The organism is Hymenobacter jejuensis, from assembly GCF_006337165.1.
GTDB classification, from domain to species: domain Bacteria; phylum Bacteroidota; class Bacteroidia; order Cytophagales; family Hymenobacteraceae; genus Hymenobacter; species Hymenobacter jejuensis.
Genome location: NZ_CP040896.1, coordinates 2,227,202 through 2,246,218, shown reverse-complemented (window position 1 = coordinate 2,246,218; position 19,017 = coordinate 2,227,202). Strand labels below are relative to the sequence as shown.

Annotated in this window: 13 protein-coding genes; 4 read left to right on the top strand and 9 right to left on the bottom strand. The window is 59.1% G+C overall.

The annotated features are described in order from the left end of the window. Positions 1-111 precede the first annotated feature (111 nt). The 5 genes from FHG12_RS09200 to uxuA all read right to left on the bottom strand — a co-directional run bounded on the left by FHG12_RS09200 (position 112) and on the right by uxuA (position 9,399). Entirely contained in the window at positions 112-1,851 is a 1,740-nt protein-coding gene (locus FHG12_RS09200; RefSeq protein WP_139515454.1) for a RagB/SusD family nutrient uptake outer membrane protein, read from the bottom strand. A gap of 131 nt (positions 1,852-1,982) precedes the next feature. Next, positions 1,983-5,138, bottom strand: coding sequence for a SusC/RagA family TonB-linked outer membrane protein (locus tag FHG12_RS09195; RefSeq protein ID WP_139515453.1), 3,156 nt, complete (start codon positions 5,136-5,138; stop codon positions 1,983-1,985). A 33-nt stretch (positions 5,139-5,171) separates the two neighbouring features. Next, entirely contained in the window at positions 5,172-5,972 is an 801-nt protein-coding gene (locus FHG12_RS09190) for an SDR family NAD(P)-dependent oxidoreductase (protein ID WP_139515452.1), read from the bottom strand. 35 nt (positions 5,973-6,007) lie between these two features. After that, positions 6,008-8,104, bottom strand: coding sequence for an alpha-glucuronidase family glycosyl hydrolase (locus tag FHG12_RS09185; RefSeq protein WP_139517742.1), 2,097 nt, complete (start codon positions 8,102-8,104; stop codon positions 6,008-6,010). 41 nt (positions 8,105-8,145) lie between these two features. Continuing rightward, positions 8,146-9,399 (bottom strand): mannonate dehydratase, encoded by a 1,254-nt coding sequence (uxuA, locus tag FHG12_RS09180; RefSeq protein ID WP_230471339.1) that lies wholly within the window; start codon positions 9,397-9,399, stop codon positions 8,146-8,148. 326 nt (positions 9,400-9,725) lie between these two features. Here uxuA and FHG12_RS09175 point away from each other — a divergent pair, with 326 nt between their 5' ends. From FHG12_RS09175 to FHG12_RS09160, 4 genes are all read left to right on the top strand, one after another. Beyond that, positions 9,726-10,904, top strand: coding sequence for a LacI family DNA-binding transcriptional regulator (locus tag FHG12_RS09175; RefSeq protein WP_139515451.1), 1,179 nt, complete (start codon positions 9,726-9,728; stop codon positions 10,902-10,904). 77 nt (positions 10,905-10,981) lie between these two features. Next, positions 10,982-11,644, top strand: a complete 663-nt coding sequence (locus FHG12_RS09170) for a metallophosphoesterase family protein (protein WP_139515450.1) — start codon at positions 10,982-10,984, stop codon at positions 11,642-11,644. Between the two features lie 128 nt (positions 11,645-11,772). Next, positions 11,773-12,345, top strand: a complete 573-nt coding sequence (locus FHG12_RS09165; protein ID WP_139515449.1) for a hypothetical protein — start codon at positions 11,773-11,775, stop codon at positions 12,343-12,345. 158 nt (positions 12,346-12,503) lie between these two features. After that, positions 12,504-15,572 carry a sensor histidine kinase gene (locus FHG12_RS09160; protein WP_139515448.1) on the top strand — a complete coding sequence of 1,023 codons (3,069 nt, stop codon included), beginning with the start codon at positions 12,504-12,506 and terminating at the stop codon, positions 15,570-15,572. A 108-nt stretch (positions 15,573-15,680) separates the two neighbouring features. Here FHG12_RS09160 and FHG12_RS09155 read toward each other — a convergent pair whose 3' ends face one another. The 4 genes from FHG12_RS09155 to FHG12_RS09140 are packed head-to-tail and all read right to left on the bottom strand — an operon-like array spanning position 15,681 to position 18,845. Next, positions 15,681-16,541, bottom strand: a complete 861-nt coding sequence (locus FHG12_RS09155; protein ID WP_139515447.1) for a DUF4097 family beta strand repeat-containing protein — start codon at positions 16,539-16,541, stop codon at positions 15,681-15,683. Continuing rightward, positions 16,541-17,416 carry a DUF4097 family beta strand repeat-containing protein gene (locus FHG12_RS09150; protein ID WP_139515446.1) on the bottom strand — a complete coding sequence of 292 codons (876 nt, stop codon included), beginning with the start codon at positions 17,414-17,416 and terminating at the stop codon, positions 16,541-16,543. The genes FHG12_RS09155 and FHG12_RS09150 overlap by 1 nt, the downstream gene beginning before the upstream one ends. Then, the gene (locus FHG12_RS09145; protein WP_139515445.1) at positions 17,364-18,284 is read right to left on the bottom strand and encodes a HEAT repeat domain-containing protein; all 921 of its coding nucleotides are present in this window, start codon (positions 18,282-18,284) and stop codon (positions 17,364-17,366) included. Before FHG12_RS09145 ends, FHG12_RS09150 begins: the two co-directional genes overlap by 53 nt. A 24-nt stretch (positions 18,285-18,308) precedes the next feature. Further along, positions 18,309-18,845, bottom strand: coding sequence for an RNA polymerase sigma factor (locus FHG12_RS09140; protein WP_394348451.1), 537 nt, complete (start codon positions 18,843-18,845; stop codon positions 18,309-18,311). Positions 18,846-19,017 lie beyond the last annotated feature (172 nt).

Genomic DNA, 19,017 nt, shown 5'->3' with positions numbered 1-19,017 from the left:
TTATGAAAACAAATCACGGCAAAATTTGGAAGAACGAGTGCGCTACGGCCGTAGAGTAGCAAAAGCGGAACGGCCAGCATAACTGGCCGTTCCTTAAGAAATATGCTTGACTTAGTACCCAGGGTTCTGGGTGATCTTACCACCGGTACGATCGATTTCGGTCTGCGGAATAGGCCGCAACACATGGTAATCCTTGATGTTGAGGGCAGCGTTAGACCCGTAGATACCCGTCGCGAGGCGCGTGATGGGTGGGTTGTATAGCTTCACCCGCTCCAGCAACTTACCGGTGCGCTTCAGGTCGTACCAACGCAGCATCTCGCCGCAAAGCTCGCGGGCGCGCTCATCGAGGATGAAGTCGATATTCACCTGGCTGGCAGCAATTTCCATTTGGGTAGTCTTACCCGTTGCAGCTGCCCGCCGACGCACTACGTTGATGTAATCGCGGGCCTGCGACGTGTTGCCCAGGTAAAAATTGGCTTCGGCCGCAATCAGATACGTTTCGGCCAAGCGGTAGATGATGTTCGGCCGAGTCGAGAAACCCTGGAACGACGTGCGGTTCCGCGAATCAAACTTGTTGAGGGTCGGGAAGTATTCCGTGGTATACTGGCTGGGCTGAATAACCCGGTAAGCAACTGGCTTGCGGGCCGCGATGCGCGCTAGTACGGCAGCCGGCAACTCACGACCCGGATACCAAAGCGATGTGTCACCGACTACAGCACTGGCGCTGCCACCATTGGAGCCGGGCGAATTAACCCTATAAACCGTGGTGAACCACTTGCTGTAGCGAGAGTCCGTCGAACGCAACTGGGCGCCTGTTTCCAGGGCATTGCCACTGGCATCGCGCAGGATATAAGAATCCTCCAAGAAGTGAGTCGTGCTATGGCGCGCAAAAGGACGGCCATAGTTCGTGTCGCGGGTCATGTTAGGAATCAGGTCGTAGCGGCTGCGGAAGTTGAAGCCAGCTACGTTTTCCCCACCAAAGGTGAAGCCGTCGATGCGGGAGAAGCTAGCGTCGCCGTTGAACTGCGCGTTGAAGAGTACTTCCTTCCCGTTTTCGTTGCCTTCCGCAAACACGGTAGCTGGGTCGGCTTCCAGGCCCAAGCCGTAGCGGCTTTGGTTGTCGATGAGTTCCTTGGCGTACTTGGCGGCGTTAGCATAGTCGTCGCTTTGCTTGGCCGTCGAGGTAGCCCGTTCCAGATATACCTTCGCCAGCATGTGCAGGGCCGTGGCGCGCGTTGCGCGGCCCGGCTGGGCAGGCTTGTCGGCGATGTTGTTCATGGCGTCCGTGAGGTCCGCAATGATGGCATTGTACACCTGGGCCTGAGGCACACGGCTGATGTCCTTGGTGGGCGCGTCGATGAAGGTCTGCATCAGCGGTACGTCGCCGAAGTGGCGCACCAGCACGAAGTAGTAGTGCGCCCGCAGCAGCTTCGTTTCTGCTATTAGTTGCTTGAGACGGGCCGGGTCCATGCCCTGCACCGTAGCCGAGTACTTCAACACGCCGTTGGCGTCGTTGATCATCTGGTAGGATGCGCTCCAGATGAAGGAAGTAGAACTCGCGTTGGCGGCAGTAAGGTCATTCGGGTTGTAGTCGTTCAGGCCGCTACTCGACGAAATGCCGTTTGTCCAAAGGTCCGTTCCGGCTTCCGTGGAGAAGAAGGCCGCGTCGTTGCCGTGGAGCAGGCGCAGGCCCGAGTACACGCCCGTTACGCCGGCTTCAATCCCCTGCGGCGTACCCAAAAAGTCGGGGGTTGTTACTGATTGTGGTTTTTCGTCCAGGATGTCCTTTTTGCAACCCGCAGTGGCGAAGAGCAAGGAGGTTCCTAACGCAGCTAATACTATCTTTTTCATATACAAGTAGCGCGGCGCGCTGAAAAGCAAGGTTAAATCGTTGACTAAGTGATGGGAGTACGAAGCGGCGGGGTAGCCAAATACCGAATGTACAAATTATACTATGTGGCTACTCAGCCACTTCGTCACTTTTAGAAACCTAGGTTGACGCCTACAATGAAGGCGCGCGTAACAGGGTAGTTTACCCCGTTACCGCCGGACGTACCACCGGTCGTGTTGTTGGGGTTACCGCCCGTAAATGCGATGCCGCCGGGCTGGCTTGCGTCGAGGCGAGTCGAATAAGACAAAGCATCGGGGTCGATGGCCTTATTATCGCGGAAGTATTGCTCCTTCGCCCAGATAAGCGGGTTTTGCACTTGCACATAAATGCGCGCTGTGCTCATCTTCGCCTTCGTCGCCCAAGCAGTTGGAAGCGCATAGCCTAAATCAATGCTGCGCACTTTGATGAAGGTGCCATTCAGGTAAGCAAGCGTCTGCCCGTAGGTCGGCCATTCCGTTGAACGCGAGGACTGGTCCGGCTGTGGGTACTTGTTCGACGGATTCGTAGGCGTCCAGTAGTCGAGGTTAACCTGGTTGCGACGACCGGTGTTAGTTGTGAAGTAGTTTGGGCCGAACAATGTTGGATCTACCACGGTAGCACCTACGCGGGTAAGCGCAACGAGCGTCAGGTCAAAGCCTTTGTACTTGAAGCGGTTGGTCAGGCCGGCCTCAAACTTCGGCTGGCGACTTCCCACAATCACCCGGTCGCTGGAGTTGATCACGCCGTCGTTGTTCACGTCGGCCACCTTGATCTGGCCAGGCTTCGAGTTGTATTTCTTGGCGGCGTCCGCCTCCGAAGTCTGCCAGATGCCTAGGTTCTTGTAGTCATAGAACACATACAACGGCTGGTTGACGAAGCGCTGGTTACCGATGTCGCTGGTTTTGTTGCCGTTAGCATCGCTCAAGCCCAAGTCCAGTACCTTCTCCCGGTTCACGGTGAAGTTCCAGTCGGTTGACCATTCAAAGCCACCGCCCGTGCGCACGTTTACCGTGGAGAGCGCTACCTCGACGCCGCGGTTCTGGGTCTGACCCACGTTGCGAACGTAAGAAGTATAACCACTAGCTGCGGGTAGCGCGTCGGGCAGCAAGAGGTCGCTGGTACGCTGCTGATACACTTCTACCGAACCCGTAACACGGTTGTTGAAGAAGCCATAATCCACCCCGAAGTTGGCGGTCGTGGTATATTCCCAACCCAGGTTGGCGTTCGGAATGCTGTTGGGCACCACGCCTACTGCCCCGGTTGCACCATAGTTGTAGTAGCCGTTGCCGATGCCGGAACCCAGCGATCCCAGCGTCTGGTAAGGATTGACGGCGGTGCTACCCACGCGGCCCAGGCTGGCGCGGAGCTTCAGGTTGCTAACCCACGTTTGATCTTGCAGGAACGACTCGTTGGCGATGTTCCACGCCACGGCCGCTGAGGGGAAAGCTTTGTACTTGTTGCCCGGAGCCAAGCGCGACGAGCCATCAACCCGCATGGTTAGGGTAGCCGAGTAGCGGTTGTCGTAAGCATAGTTGACGCGGCCCATGTAGGAAATAATGTCCCACCGCTGCTGACTGCTGCTGGCCGAACTAGGCGTACCAGCGCCTAAGTTGTTGTATCCCTGATAGTTAGCCAAAAGGTTGCGGGCGCCAACGCTGGAGTTGTCGAAGCGAAAGCCCTGCCAGCTGTATAAGCCTGTGAAATTCAAATCGTGCTTCCCGAAGCTCCGGTTGTAAGTCAGGATGTTTTCGGTCAGCAGGTTGAACGCGAAGCTAGCCGAACGCGAAGCCGTGCTCTGGCCGCCGCCGTTCTGGGGCGTGATCGAAGCGAAGAAGGTGCCGTTGTTCTCGGAGCGTACATCCAGGCCTAGGTTCAAGCGATAATCCAGCCCTTTCAGGATGTTTACCTGCCCGTACAGGCTGTTGAAAGTGCGTACCCGGCGGTTCTGGTCTTTGTGCGCATCGGTCGTGTACAAGGTCAGCGGGTTAGAACCAGCAGTGTCGTTGTTCGGATAGAGCACAGGCAGGCCGTTGGGGTCGTAGGCCGAAGCGAGCGGGCTCGTGGTCAGAATCTGGTTCAGGATGTTGATGTTCGCGTCACTCGAGGTGTTGTACGTGTTCAACGTATTCACCCCAACTTTTACCCGTTTGCCAATTTGCTGGTCGAGCGTACCCCGCAGCGAATAGCGCTGAAAACGCTGCACGGGGATAATACCCGTTTCATCGTAGAAGCCCAGCGAAGTCGAATACTGCGTTTGGTCCGTACCACCCGACACGCCCAAGACGTGGTTTTGGATGTGGCCGTTCTGGAACAGCAGCTTCTGGTAGTCGGTCGTTTTACCAGCGGCGTAGTTGGCCCGTTCGTCATTCGTCAGGAACGTGCTAGCCGTGTTTGGGTCGTAGTTTGGGTTCTGGGCACGATAGGCTTCGAGGCGGTAGTTGTAGTACTCCTGCCCGTTCTGCAAGTCGTAGTACCCATAAGGGTTTTTCGAGCCGTAGTAGCCGCTGTAGGTAGCCCGCGGAGCACCCGACTTACCACGGCGCGTGGTAATCAGGATAACGCCGTTGGCGCCCCGAGCACCGTAGATGGCCGTCGAAGAAGCGTCTTTCAGCACTTCCAGCGAGGTGATGTCGTCGGGATTCAGGTCGTTGAGGCTGCCGTCGAACGGGATGCCGTCAACGACCAGCAACGGATCGTTGCTGCCCGAGATGGAGCGGTTGCCCCGGATACGGATAACCGGGCTCTGACCGGGTGTTGTGCTGGTGCTGGAGATGGTAACGCCCGGCGCACGGCCTTGCAGTGCCTGGCCTACGTTGGCCACCGGCACGTCGCGCAGCTGCTCTTCGGTCACGGACGAAATAGCGCCCGTTACCTGGCTTTTCTTCTGGACACCGTAACCTACTACCTGCACCTCGTTGAGGGCGGTGGTTTCGGTGGCCAGCTTCACGTTGAGCGTCGCGCGGTTGCCCACGGTCACTTCCTGCCGCGCGTAGCCAATCGAGCTGATAACCAGAACGGTATTGTCGCTGGGCACGCTCAGGCTGAACTTACCGTTGGCGTCGGTGCCGGTGCCAACGGTAGTGCCTTTGATTACTACGGTTACGCCGGGCAGGCCTTCGCCATTATCAGCGGTAACGGTGCCTGTTACGGTGCGCCCCGTTTGGGCGAGCACAATGCTTGGCGTGAGGCCAAGCAGCGAGAGAACGACTGCGCCTTGAGCCATTGGTCGCCCTAGGCGCAGCATGGCAGCACATAAAGGTATTTTCATGATAATTGGTGGGGGATTTGGGTGTGTTAATACTTAAAAACCAATTGAGTTGCCGCCGTCGACCGGCAGCGAAGCGCCCGTGATGTAGCGGGCAGCGTCGGAAGCAAGAAATACCGCGGCGTGGCCGATGTCTTCGGGCTGGCCGAACTTGCCCATGGGCGTGCGGCGCATGGCCCGGTCGCGGCGTTCGGGGTCGTTGTTCATGGCCGTACGGCTCATCTCGGTTTCGATGAAGCCGGGTGCAATGGCATTCACCCGCACACCGTCGGCCGAAAACTCCGAGGCCAGCACCTTAACCATGCCTTCCACCGCCGACTTCGAGGCGGCGTAGGCCACCACGCGGTCGATGCCGTAGTAGGCCGCCATCGACGAGATCATCAAGATCACGCCGTGCTGGCGCTTAACCATGCGCTTGGCGCAGGCCCGCGTCAGCGAAAACACCGAGTTGAGGTTGGTGTGAATGATGCGGTTAAACTCTTCGTCGGTGACCTCCAAGGCGGGCTTCTTCATGTTGATGCCGGCGTTGTTCACCACGATGTCCAGCGGGCCGTGAGCCAGCTCGATCTGCTCCACCAAGTCATCGGTGGAGGCCAAGTCAGTGATGTCGTTCACCACGTAATCGACCGACTCGCCCAGCCCGGCTACGGCTTCCTGCAGCACGGCTTCGCGGCGGCCCGTGATGATGACGCGGGCGCCGGCCTGCGCCATGCAGCGGGCAATTTCCAGCCCAATGCCGCTCCCGCCGCCGGTAATCAGCGCCAACCGACCTTCCAGCGAAAACACGTTCTGGGCCAGGGTATCGGTATGGCTCTTGAGGGTATGCAAGTGCTTCATGACTTTTGGGTATTATATAATTACTTGATTATCAATTACTTACGCAACTGATAGATTTCTACCAAACTTTTCACCTCGTCCAGCGAGCGCGTGGGCGGGCTGAAAGGCTTGGGGATGGGCTGCTGGGCCAGCGTCTGGAAGTACAGCACGCAGGCATCGCGCCACCACACGGCTTCTTTGTATTGCTTTTGCAAGCGGCCCTCCACGTTGGCGAAGAGCTCCGGATCGACGTTGGGCTTCACCTGCGCCCATTGTTTTTGCATCCACGTCACCGAGTCGGTGCCGGTGTAGTAGCGGTAGCACAGCTCGTCCCAGAGGGTGCGGCCCGTGCTCAGCGGCTGTTTCCAGCCCACGTGATGAAACCACAGCAGGTAGTCAAGTGCACACGTTTGCGGATTGCCCCATTGCTTCTGCACTTCCGGGGCGTATAAGCTGAGGGCGTTGCTGCCGGTTGCGGTCCGGTCGAAGCCAAGGCCTTGCGCATCGGCTTTGTGGTAATAGACGGCCGTCCAGTCGGGGCGACCGGCTTTGGCCAGCCACGGCTGTGGTCCGTAATGCACGCTTTCGCCCATGATGTGGTGCAGGCCCAGCGGCGTGGTGTAGCGCACATAAATGTCGCGCGACTTCACCATCAGGTCGGCGATGGTGCGCACCGATTTGGGCTCCGTCGTGATGGTCATCCGGGTCCACTCCTCAGCGATGGCCTGCGACGATAGCTCGTGATCCCAAGCCAAGCGCCCGAAGGCGTACCAGTTGGCCTGGCCCATGGGGTGGCCCGTCCAGTTGCGGTCGGAGCCAATGTTGGCCACGCCCGCAATGCCGCTGATGCGGTGCTGATCGACGGTACCATCGACAACTTTGGCAACAGTTGAGCCTTTTCCCTTGGAGTAAGTATCTGAATCTAAGCACTCTTTGAAAAGCGGGGCTTCGTATACGAGGTGAGTGGCAAAGCCCAGGTACTCCTGCGTGATTTGTACTTCGAGCACCAACGGCGTCTTGGGCATGGCCCCAAACAGCGGGTGAAACGGCTCGCGCGACTGAAAATCAATCGGGCCGTTCTTGACCTGCACCAGCACCTTCGGGGCAAACTTGCCGTCCAGTGGCTTGAACTCTTCGTAGGCCTCCTTGAAACGGTCGCCGTTGGAATTGGCCTTGTATACGAAGGCGCGCCACATCACGATGCCGTCGTGCGAGCCGAGGGCTTCGGCCAGCATGTTGGCGCCGTCGGCGTGGTTGCGGCCGTAATCTTGCGGGCCGGGTTCGCCTTCGGAGTTGGCCTTCACCAGGAAGCCGCCAAAATCCGGAATGGCTTTGTAGATGTCGTTGGTACGGTCGGTCCACCACTGGCGCACTTTGGGGTCGAGCGGGTCGGAAGTGGTCAGGCCGCCGATGGTTTTGGGCGCCGCCCACAGCACCGACATGTACACCCGAATGCCATAAGGCCGCATGACGTTGGCGACGGCAGCTACTTTTTGCAAATACTCGGCCGTGAGGTAGCGGGCGCTGGCGTTTACATTGTTGATTACCACACCGTTAATACCAATGGAGGCGTTGGCACGGGCGTAGTCACGGTAGCGCGGATCAACGCGTTCGGGCAGCTCGTACCACTTCCAGATCGACGAACCGGCATACCCTCTTTCGACGGTGCCATCGGGATTATCCCAGTGGTTGAGCATGCGATACTCAATCTTGGGCGTGCTCGCCAGCGCAATCTTCTCGAGCGGCTGGCGAGTCTGGAGCTGGCGCAGCAGAGCAAACGCGCCATACAAGACGCCTGCCTCGGTTTTGCCCGTGATTTTGATGTTGTTCTTGTCCGTCGAGATCCGGTAACCTTCCTTACCCAAAGCTCCACCGCTATCGTTTGCGGTAGGTTCAACGCTTAGAATAATTCCGCCGCTTTTTCCCTGAGCGCTGGCCATCGGTACGGCTTGCCCCAGCAACCCCTTGAGGCCCTGCTGCAACTCGCGCGCCGCCGATTGCAGCACGGGGCCATTGCCCGACACGGCGATGAATTTCGCGGCGTTTAGGTAGGCTTTGCGCTGGGCAGCGTCCTGAATCAGGTCGTACTTCAGCCACAACCGGTAGCCGTCGTCGGCCATGCTGTGGTGTGCCGCCACCAGCAGAAGCAGCATCACCAGTACATACCGAAGCGGTTTTATGCGGAAAGTTGAATTCACGAGGTCAATGATTCTTTATTTACAACTGCTTGATTATCAAGGCGTTGCCGAGCATCAGCCAAGGCACCACGGATGCCATATTCCAGCCCGCGCAATTCGGCTAAGCCGCGCAACCGGCCGATGGCCGAATAACCCGGATAGGTTTTCTTGTGGAGGTCGTCGAGCATCTGGTGGCCGTGATCGGGCCGCATTGGTAGTTGGCTTACACCGGAGCCCGCTTGGGCTCGGCGTTGCTCTTCCTGCACGATTTCGCGCACCACGGCATACATGTCTACGTCGCCGGCGAGGTGGTCGGCTTCGTGGAAGTTGCGGGGGTTGGCTTCGCGCTTGGTAGCCCGCAAGTGGATGAAGTGGATGCGCTGGCCCAGGCGCCGGACCATGCCCGGCAAGTCATTGTCGGATCGTACCCCCAACGATCCGGTGCAAAACGTAATCCCGTTGGCCGGCGCATCGTAGGTCTCCATTAATTCTACTAAGTCGGCTTCGGTGCTCACCACACGGGGCAGCCCGAGCAGCGGATAGGGCGGATCGTCGGGGTGAATGCACAGATTCACGCCTACTTCCTGAGCCACCGGCCCTACTTCCCGCATAAAGTGATACAGATTCTGTCGTAGTTCTTGGCTATCGATGGCTGCGTACTGATCCAGAAGTCCTTGAAAGCCAGACAGTTCAAAAGCCTCTTCCGAGCCCGGCAAGCCAAGTAATACGGTGTTGGTAAGCTGGGCCACTTGCTCGGCGGTCATGGCGGCGAACTGCTGCCGGGCGGCCTCAATCACGTCTGCTTCGTAGTCGGCAGCGGCATTGGGGCGCTTCAGAATGAACAGGTCAAACAGCGCAAAGTCCTGCCACACAAACCGCAACGCCCGCGAACCGTCGGGCATCTCGTAGCTAAGGTTAGTACGCGACCAGTCGAGCACGGGCATGAAATTGTAGCACACCGTCTGGATGCCGCAGGCGGCCAGGTTGCGCAGCGACTGCTTGTAGTTCTCTATATAAGTAGCGCGCGCGGGCAGGCCTTTCTTAATGTCTTCGTGCACGGGCAGGCTCTCGACCACGGCCCAGTGCAAAGGCGCGTACTTTTCGTTGTCGGCTTCGATGAGTTGCTGGCGAGTCTTAATCTCGTCTACCGACCACACCGCCCCGACCGGAAGCTGGTGCAAGGCCGTAACAACGCCGGAGCAGCCGGCTTGGCGAATGTCGAAGAGTGAAACCGGGTCGTGGGGGCCGAACCAGCGCATCGTGTACAACATATCTACGCAACGAAAAAGTACAATTTTTTGCAAGTCTAAGAGGGTGGGGTGCTTCACGCGCCTCGAAATCAAAAAGCAGGGCGTTCGGCTGACTTACTCTCGAATATAAAACAACTAAATCGATCAAAAACTATTTGCAAAGTGGGTAAATAGGCTGTTTTCGAAACAAAAAGATCGGAAACGTTTCCGGAATCGTTCCCGATAGGTAAATTTGCTTTGGCAACCCATAAAAAATTTTTAGTACATTATCTTCGAATAATGTAATGAAGCTAAAGGGGGCATTTACAGGCCGGAAACGCTTTTTGGACAAAAAATACTATTTTATTATGATCAAGTGTGTAAAGTGTGGCTTGGCCGATGATGTGATGCGGGCGGGCTTCATTCGGGGTCGGCAACGCTTCTTCTGCAAAGCCTGTGATTATCATTTCACGGAAGAAAAAACCGAGCGTACCACCGAGCGCAAACGTCACCAAACCACCATCGGTGATGTGGCCAAGGCGGTGGGCGTGGCCTCGTCGACGGTGTCGCGGGCGCTGAACGGGCACTCCGACATCAGCCCCAACACGCGGCAGGTTATTCTGGACGTGGCCCGGCAGCTTGATTACCAGCCTAACTTGTTGGCCCAGAGCCTCAAGAGCAGCGAAACGTACACCATTGGTGTACTCATCCCCGACATTGAGCGGCCCTTTTTCGCGACGGCAGTAAGCGGCATTCAGCAGGTGGCCGCCGAATCGGGGTACCGCGTAATGATCTGTCAGTCAAAGGAATCGTATCAGATGGAGGTCAGCAACGTGCAGGCGTTGGTGGCCAGCCGCGTCGATGGGCTGCTGATCTGCCACTCGCGCGAAACCGAAAACTTCGACCACGTGCGGCCCGAGGCGTGCCGAGGTATTCCGGTGGTGCACTTCGACCGAGTTTGCAACGAGCTCAACAGCGCCAAAGTGATACTCGACGACTGGGACGGGGCCTTTGCCGTGACCGAGCACCTGATTCAGGAAGGCTGCCGCCGCATTGCCGTGCTGGCTGGTCCCGAATCGCTGCTAATCAGCCGTCAGCGCATTGCGGGCTACCGCAGCGCCCTCCAGAAATACGGCCTGCCGATTCGGGACGAGTGGCGCATCCACATCAACTTCCGCACCGAGTCGGCGGTGGCAGCACTCGATACGTGGCTGTCGTTGCCCGAGCCGCCCGACGCGATTTTCGCCATCAACTACACCAACGCCTTCGACCTGATTCAGGCCCTGAAGCAGCGCCACATCCGCATCCCCGACGAAATTGCGGTGGTGGGTTTCGGCGATGAATTTCTGGCCGGCATGATCGAGCCGGGGCTTACGACCGTCAACCTCCACCCCTACCGCATCGGGCAGCAGGCCGCGCGCTTGTTTCTGGAGCAGGTGCGCATGAAGGAAGATTTCCAGCCGCGAACGTTCGTAATCTCAGGCGATCTAGTGATTCGGCAATCTTCGTTGAAAGGCAAAGGCTCGCAGTTTACGCTGACCATCTAAAGAGTATTATTGTATCCATTTGAATATCAATTAATTAATAGTATTCCTTTTCATTTGAGCTGACTTCACTTGCTGCCATGAATCTGTTCGTAATCGGGGATGTACACGGCTGTTACCACACGTTTCAGGAACTGTTGCAGCACTGGCAGCCGCAGCAAGAACTCCTGATCCAGCTCGGCGACCTGATGGATCGGGGCAACTTTTCGCCCGAAACGGTGGCGCTGGCCATGCAACTGGCGGCCGACCATCCGGAGCAAGCGGTGTTTCTGAAGGGCAACCACGAGCTGGGCATGCTTCGCCACTACACCAAAATCGGCGGGCCGACGACGTGGCTCAACTGGGGCGGCAACCTGACTGTGCAGCAGTACGAAAAACAGCCTGAGCTGCTCGGTCCGCATCTGGCCTGGATCCAGGAGCGCCCGCTTGTCTGGCAAAACGACCATGTGGTGGTCAGCCACGCGGGCTTTGCCGACACGCCCAACCCCCTGAGCGAAGCCAATGCCGACGGCGTGCTCTGGCGGCGCGGCCCGTTGCGCAACGTCGGTAAGCTGCAAGTAATCGGCCACACTCCCACCCTCGACGGTGAACCCCTGTTTGACCCGGAAGCTAACGCGCTCAATATTGATACGGCCGCGGTGTACGGCCGCACCCTGACGGGCGCCCGGATTTCCTCAACGGGCGAACTGCTTCAAACCCTCTCGATCCCGACCCACGCCGTCGACAGCGAACGCGGCCGCTAGTTGGCGACCAGCTTGCTTTTGGGAGAGAAAAAAACTATTATGTAGCTGATTATCAGGGTTTTTATAATAAAACCAATTTGATTTCACTTTGGTCGAATTATGCCCAATTGTACTTGTGCCTTTCAGCTATGAGATCATTTTTAGTTTTGACTTATGCCGTGGCTTGCTTCGGCGTGAGTGCTTGCGTCGCCAACTCGGGCGAGCAAGCAGCCGCCTTGGGCGGCGCGGCACGGGCCCCGGCGGGCGAGGCCGAAAAGGCTAACTCGGCCGCCGGGGCCCGTGCGACGACCGCTGCGCTGGATCAATATGCTGTGGTTCTGTATGAGCACGAGCGCTATAACCACGGTCCCGTCGCGGCCGATACGACTGGTATTGTGGTAGCCATTCGGGATGCCGGGGGCCTGAACGAACTGGAACACGTGCAGGACATCTACGGTAATTTCGTAGACTTCAACGACAAGCTCAGTTCCTTCCATATTAAAGACGGCTACCAGGTTGAGTTCTTCAGGGACAGCAACTTTTTGGGCAAGCCCCTAATCACGGCCCCAAGCTACCAGTCGCGTCACGATGTGGCCAACCTGGCCCTGTTTGGGGTTGGCTACAACGACGAAATCAGCTCGCTGCGCGTGAGGAAAATACACCCCATGCAAACCACTGACAATCAAAGCGTTATAACTATGATCACGCAGTGGCTGGACTGATCTGCTTTCGAGCACAGCAGCGCTTTCAGTTCGCCAACGGCGGAAAGTAACCACGGCACTAGGCTGCTTGCCGCGCCCGCTCTTCATACAGATTTAGTGCCCGCCGATCTGACCGTTCCACCCTTATTTCCGACGCTATTAACCATTCGTTTACCCTCTTGCTCAGGCTGTTGTGGCTTGGTACATTACTGGCGGGCTGGAGTAGTCCGGCGGCCCTGGCGCAGCCTACCCCGACCCTGACCTTCCGCACGCTGACCACCACCGACGGCTTGGCCGAGAACAGCGTGTATACCGTGTTGCAGGACCGCCGCGGCTTTCTGTGGCTGGGTTCGCGCGATGGCCTCAACCGCTACGACGGCAGCAATGTGTGGGTCTTTCGCAACGACCCCAAACGACCGACTTCGCTCAGCCGCAACTTTGTGATCTCGCTGGCCGAAGACCACTCGGGCCAGCTGTGGGTGGCCACGGGCAGCAAGGGCCTTTGCCGCTACAATCCCCTAACGAATCAGTTTCAGCGGTTTCAGGCGAGCCCGACGGTGGGCAGCTTGGTAAGCAACTTCATTCAGGTGGTTTTCTGCGACCGTGCGGGCCGCATTTGGGTGGGCACGGAAGAAGGGCTGAGCCTGTACGAGCCTTCCACCAACCGGTTTCGCCTCTTCCGACAGGCTTCCGCCTTGCCCGCCAACGCCCGCCGCAACGCCGTGCGCACCATCGCCCAAACGCCCGCCGGCGCCCTCTGGGTGGGTACCGGCGAAGGGCGCCTGTGCTGGCTCAACGAGCACGCAGGCCTGCTGGAGCCCGAAGCCCGCTGGCAACCCACCAGCGCCATTACGGCACTGTGCGCCGACCGGCGCGGCGGCTTTTGGGTGGGCACCGAAGCCGATGGCCTGCGCTACTTAGGCCCCGGTACCGAGTCGGTGCGGGTATTTCGCGAAAGCGACCGTCCCGGCAGCCTGCCCGACGACAAAGTGCGGGCGCTGCTCCTCGATCAGAAACAAAACCTGTGGGTGGGTACCACCAACGGCCTGGGCTATTACGAGCGCGCCACGGGTACTTTCACCAGCTACCGCCACCAACCGGGGCAGATGCATAGCTTACCCAACAACAATGTGCACGCCCTGGGCCAAGACCGCACCGGCTTGCTGTGGGTGTGCACCGAAAACGGCGTCAGCAGCTTCGAGGCGCAGCCCAGCAGCTTTACCACGTTGCCCGTGAGCACCAAGGGCGCAACCCCCGTGTGGGCCGTGGGCGAAGACGCGGCGGGGCGGGCCTGGGTGGGCACCGGCGACGAAGGCCTGATCTGCTACGACCCCAAAACCGGGCAGCGCCGCCAGTTTCGCCACGATGACAACGACGCCGGCAGCCTTAGCGCCGATTACGTCCGGGTGGTGTACGTCGATCGCAAGGACTGTATTTGGGTGGGCACGCAAAGCCAAGGGCTCGACTGCTTGCTGCCGGGCGCTACGCGCTTTGTGCACTATCGCCACGACCCTACCAAGCGCAACACCATCAGCGACAATGCGATACGGTCCATCTGCGAAGACACGGAAGGGCACTTGTGGATAGGTACCGAGGGCGGCCTCAACCGCTACGATTTCAAAACGGGGCTCTTTACCGCATACCAACACGATCCTGCTAATCCGTCCAGCCTGAGCAACAACTTCGTGCACAAGATTTTCCAGGATCACTTGGGCCGGATGTGGTTGGGCACCGGCGGCGGCGGGCTGTGCTTGTTTGACCCGGTTACGGAGCGCTTTCGGGCGTACCGGGCCAACGAACGGGTGCCCCGCTCCATCAGCGCCGACTTTGTGCGCACGATTGCCGAAGACCACGCCGGCCAGTTGTGGGTCGGGACGGAGGGCGGCGGCCTGTGCCGGCTCGACAATGTGCCTCGCGGGGTGTTTACCGTGTATCGGGAGGCACAGGGGCTGCCCGAAGATGTTGTTTTTGGCATTCTGGAAGACGAACAGCACCAATTGTGGCTTTCTTCCAACAAAGGGCTAGTGCGCTTTACGCCGGCCACCGGCGAAATGCACACCTTCGACAGCCGCGACGGGCTGCCGCAAAACGAATTCAACGTGGGCGCTTACCACCACGGGCGCAGCGGGCAGCTGTACTTCGGCGGTGCCAACGGCGTGGTAATGTTTCGGTCGGCGGCGGTGCGCACCAACCAAGTGCCGCCGCCGGTGGTGTTCACGAATTTGCGCAAGTTCAACCAAGCCGTGGAGCTGGACACGAGCATCACCGAGCGCCGCGTCCTCCGGCTGGCGCCCGAGGACTACTATTTTACCGTTGAATTCGCGGCGTTGAATTTCCGCCAACCCGACAAAAACCGCTATGCATTTAAGTTATCCGGTTTTGATCCGTCGTGGGTGCAGGCGGGGGGCCGGCACGAGGCCACGTACACGAACCTGCCGCCGGGCACCTACACGCTGCGGGTGCGGGCGGCCAACAACGACGGCCTGTGGAACCGGCGCGGGGCGGCCCTGACGGTGGTCGTGGCCCCGGCCTGGTACCAGACCTGGTGGCTGCGCCTGGCCGCCAGCTGGGCGGCCTTCGCCCTCTTGTTCGGCCTCTACCGCCTGCGCGTGCGCCAGCTGCTGGCCCTGGAGCAGGTGCGCCACGGCATCGCCCGCGACCTGCACGACGACATGGGCTCGACCTTGAGCAGCATCTCCATTTTGAGCCAGGTGGCGCGCACCCACCAGCAGCAGCAGCGCCCGGCGCAGGCGGCGGCCGTCTTGGAGCAGATCGGGGAGAGCTCGCGGCGCATGCTCGACGCCATGGACGACATCGTCTGGGCCATCAACCCGGCCCACGACGCGGTGGAGGACGTCACGGCCCGCATGCGGGCCTTCGCCTCCGAGGCCCTGGAGGCGCGCGGCATCGCCCTGGCCTTCCGCGTGGCCCCCGAGGTGCGGGGCCTGGCCCTGGCCATGCCGGCGCGGCGCGAGTTTTTTCTTTTGTTCAAAGAAGCCGTCCACAACCTGGCCAAGTACGCCCGCTGCCGGCAGGCCACCGTCACGCTGGCCCGGCCCGCCGCCCACCGCCTGGTCTTGACCGTGCAGGACGACGGGGTGGGCTTCGACCCGCAGGCCCCGGCCCAGGGCGGGGGCCACGGGCTGGCCAACATGCGGGCCCGGGCCCGGGCCCTGGGCGGCCAGCTGGAACTGTGCACCGCCCCCGGCCGCAGCACCACCCTCACCCTGACCATTCCCGTCAAGTAAAATCAGAAATCTCCTAATCATAACTAATTGACATACAATTAGTTATGATTAGGAGATTTCTGTATACTCAGGCTTTTATTTGAGGGCTTGAGTTGGCAAAGCCGCAGGTTATTTGGCTTTGCGGATATAAATGTTGCCGTTCAGGGTTTTCATCATCACCTCGGCGCCGCCGCCGTTGAGCTTGCCGAAGGTCCATTCATCCACGCTCACGCGCTGCATGTTGCCTTGGCTGGTGCGGTTTACTTTGGGGGTGGTTTTGTCGACGGCCAAGTCGAAGTCGCTGTAAATTTCGCCTTGGTCCGACTTCAGCTTCACGTTCGTTTTCACGTTGCTCGGAAACGTCACGTCGATGCGGCCGTTGACGCTGGAAAACGCCATGGGCGCGTTCGGCGTCACCGATTTGAAGGTGGCCGTGACTGGCCCATTGACCGTATTGGCCACGGCCGAACCGCCCACTTGCGTAAGCTGAATGCCGCCGTTTACGTTGCTGACTTCCAATTCGCCGGTCACGTTTTCCACCACGATGTCGCCGCTCTGCACTGTGCCAATTTGCAGCGAAAACTGTTGTGGCACCTTGATGGTCAGGTCAATAGGCGTGCGCCACGATTCGGTGGAGATGGTCACGCGGTTGTTTTCTTCGCGGGCCGTAAGGTCCAGGCCCTCGGCGCGCGAAATCCGTTTCATGCCCTGCGAGTTGGCCCCGTCCGAGGAGTTGCTGGCCCGGGCTTTGGAAGCGCGTGGCGCGGCGTCGATGAGGACATCCTTGCCAGCATAGCCAATCACATGGATGGCGCCGCCGACTAGTTTCACATGCAAGGTGCCGGGCTTGTTGGGGGCGCTGAGCGCCACTACCAGTTGCTCCTTGCCGGGAGTTTGGGCTTGAAGCGGTTGGGCCGTTCCGAGCGCGAGCAATAGGAGGCCGGCGCAAGCGGCCGGGCGAGTAAGGGTCGACAAAAAAGTGGTTTTCATTACGGTTGTTGTTTGACGGTCACGTCGCCGTTGAGGGTTTCAAAGCGCAAGTTGGTGCCGCCTTTGCCCAGCCGGACCGCCGTGTCTTTGGTGAGTTTGTATTTGGTGCCGGCGCCTTCCTGCTGCTTGTTCTGAGTAACCTGCGCCGGCAGGATTTCCGCTTTGGGAAAGTCAGTAAAGAGCTCGCCGTGAAAGCTTTTGAAGTGCAAATCAGCGGAGAGATCTTTGGGGCACACCACCGTAATCTGGCCGTTGATGGTGTTGTAGGAAGAATTGCCCGCGGGGCTGCTCAGGTAAGAAGCATCCACGTTGCCGTTGACGGTGCGGGCCGTGGTAGCGCCCTTGGCGTTTTTGATGGCAATGGCGCCGTTGACGTTGTAGGCTTGCAGCGCGCCCGTCACGTCCTGAATCACCACTTTGCCGTTGTTGACGGTGGAGACGTGCACCTTCATCTGAGTCGGCACTTTCACCGTAAAGTCAAAGGTGTACTCGTACTCGATGCGGCGGTTGTCCCAGTCGTTGTTGCGGCGGCCGCGGTTGGGTCGCGAGTCGTGCGGGCCTTGGTTATACACCACGACCGTATCGTTGCGCTGCTCGAAACCGATTTGCGCTTCCTTCTTGCCTTGCTCCAGCGTAGCGGCGTCTTTGGCCGTGATGGTCTTGGTCACTTCCACCACTACTTTATTGCCCGAATAGCCTTGCACGGTCACGTTGCCGAAGATGTTGTATAGCACCAAGGTGCTGTGGCCAGCATCGGACGTCAGCGTGAACTCTTTGGTAATCTGCTCTTTATGAACGGGCACCTGAGCCCAGGCCTGGCAGCTAGGCAACCACAAAAGCAATAGAATCAGGCAGAGGCTGGTGACGGGTTTCATCGTAGGGTTTGGGGGAGGAATGACCGGAGGGCCGGCCGTTGGACAAAAACTCAATGCTGTGTTCGATTTTGCTTTTCACTGCCTCGTTCAGGTTGTCTTGCCGGAGCAGCTGGCGCAGCGGCTTTACCGAGCGGCGCACTTGCAGCTGCACCATCACGTCGGCCATGGCCGACTGCACCAGCGGCGATTCCTGCTTGGGAAGCGAACGTACCAAGCCCTGCCGCACGGCTGGGTCGGTGCCCATCCCCGCCAGTGCCTCCAGAGTGGCGAGGCGCACGTTCACGTTGGGGTCGTTGTTAAGCGTGCTTAGCAAGGCTTCTACCACGCGGTCGTTGTTGGCCTGCGGAATGTCTTTGGTGTAGCTCACGGCCCGCAGCCGCTCGGTGGCCGAGGGGTTTTCGAGCAGCGAGAGCATCAGCGCCTGCCGCATTTCGGCGACCTGCGACGAAAGCGCGGCCACTTGCTGCTGGTCGGCGGGGGCCGATGAGCTGCGGCCAGTTAGGCTTATTCCGTACCCTACGGCCAAGCCCAATGCTACCAATACTACGCTATACGCTAACCGCAGACCCAGAGCAGCATCCTGTAACTCTTTGAACCACTGAATGATACCACTCCATACGCCTTGTTGCTTAGCCTGCTCGGCAGCTTGGTATTCGGCCAAAGCTGCGTAGAAGCGGGGCCGCAGGTGTTCGCTGGGCTCGGGCACGGATACCTTGCCCAAAGTCTGCCAAAGCTGCCGGGTGGCGGCCAACTCTTGCTGGCACGCCGGGCACTGGGCCAGGTGCATTTCTACCGCCGACCGTTCGGCCGCAGGCAGCTCATCGCTGAGCAGGTCCAGTAATCGATCTTTTGCGCCTTCACAGTCCATGTACTTTGTTTCCGTTTTCCATTTTTAAAAAATCTCCTTCAGTTGGTTAAGCGCCCGGTGCACGCGCACCTTTATGGCTCCTTCCGTGGTCTGGAGTACTTGCGCAATCTGTTCGTACTTCAACTCCTGAAAGCGGCTCAGCACCAGCACCTCGCGGCTTTCGGCACTCAGCTTGTTCAGGGCCCGATGGAGTTGGGCTACCTCCTGCGCCTTCTGCAAGTCTTCGTCGGCAGCAACGCCGCCCCCGATTTTCTCCGACCAGTCTGCCACGTCGTAGTGGTGCGCCGAAGCTTTATTTTTCTTCGCCGCATCGGCCAGCACGTTGCGGGCCACGTGGTACATCCAGGTCCGAAACTCGCCCTCACCGGTGAAGGTGTGGCGGTACTTGAGCAGGCGCAGAAACACGTTCTGCACCAGGTCTTCGCAGGTCGCCGGCTGGCCTTGCAGGCGATAGAAAAACCCGTAGAGTGGCCGATGGTACCGTTCGAACAGCAGACCCATCTTGTCTACTTGACCGGCCTTTACCTGGAGCATGAGCGCATTGTCCGTCAGGGAGTTCAAGCAGCTAGAGTGAGGTTGGATGGTGATTGTGAGCGTGGAAACTGCGCGAGTTGGGCGAGGTTACAGCCGGCCCGAAATATTTTTTCGATCGCGCTCTGAATACGTGCGGAGCAGTCAGCGAATAGGGCGCACCCCGCCGCCAAATGGCCCCTAATTCCGCCAGGGGCGAGAA

Coding starts and splice junctions, on each gene's coding strand:
- FHG12_RS09185 (WP_139517742.1), bottom strand. CDS start 8,104: ATGCTGCTTCTGCTGGTGGCGGCACACCACAGCATGGCCGACGACGGC.
- FHG12_RS09165 (WP_139515449.1), top strand. CDS start 11,773: ATGAGATCATTTTTAGTTTTGACTTATGCCGTGGCTTGCTTCGGCGTG.
- FHG12_RS09170 (WP_139515450.1), top strand. CDS start 10,982: ATGAATCTGTTCGTAATCGGGGATGTACACGGCTGTTACCACACGTTT.
- FHG12_RS09150 (WP_139515446.1), bottom strand. CDS start 17,416: ATGAAACCCGTCACCAGCCTCTGCCTGATTCTATTGCTTTTGTGGTTG.
- FHG12_RS09190 (WP_139515452.1), bottom strand. CDS start 5,972: ATGAAGCACTTGCATACCCTCAAGAGCCATACCGATACCCTGGCCCAG.
- FHG12_RS09195 (WP_139515453.1), bottom strand. CDS start 5,138: ATGAAAATACCTTTATGTGCTGCCATGCTGCGCCTAGGGCGACCAATG.
- FHG12_RS09200 (WP_139515454.1), bottom strand. CDS start 1,851: ATGAAAAAGATAGTATTAGCTGCGTTAGGAACCTCCTTGCTCTTCGCC.
- uxuA (WP_230471339.1), bottom strand. CDS start 9,399: ATGTTGTACACGATGCGCTGGTTCGGCCCCCACGACCCGGTTTCACTC.
- FHG12_RS09145 (WP_139515445.1), bottom strand. CDS start 18,284: ATGGACTGTGAAGGCGCAAAAGATCGATTACTGGACCTGCTCAGCGAT.
- FHG12_RS09155 (WP_139515447.1), bottom strand. CDS start 16,541: ATGAAAACCACTTTTTTGTCGACCCTTACTCGCCCGGCCGCTTGCGCC.
- FHG12_RS09175 (WP_139515451.1), top strand. CDS start 9,726: ATGATCAAGTGTGTAAAGTGTGGCTTGGCCGATGATGTGATGCGGGCG.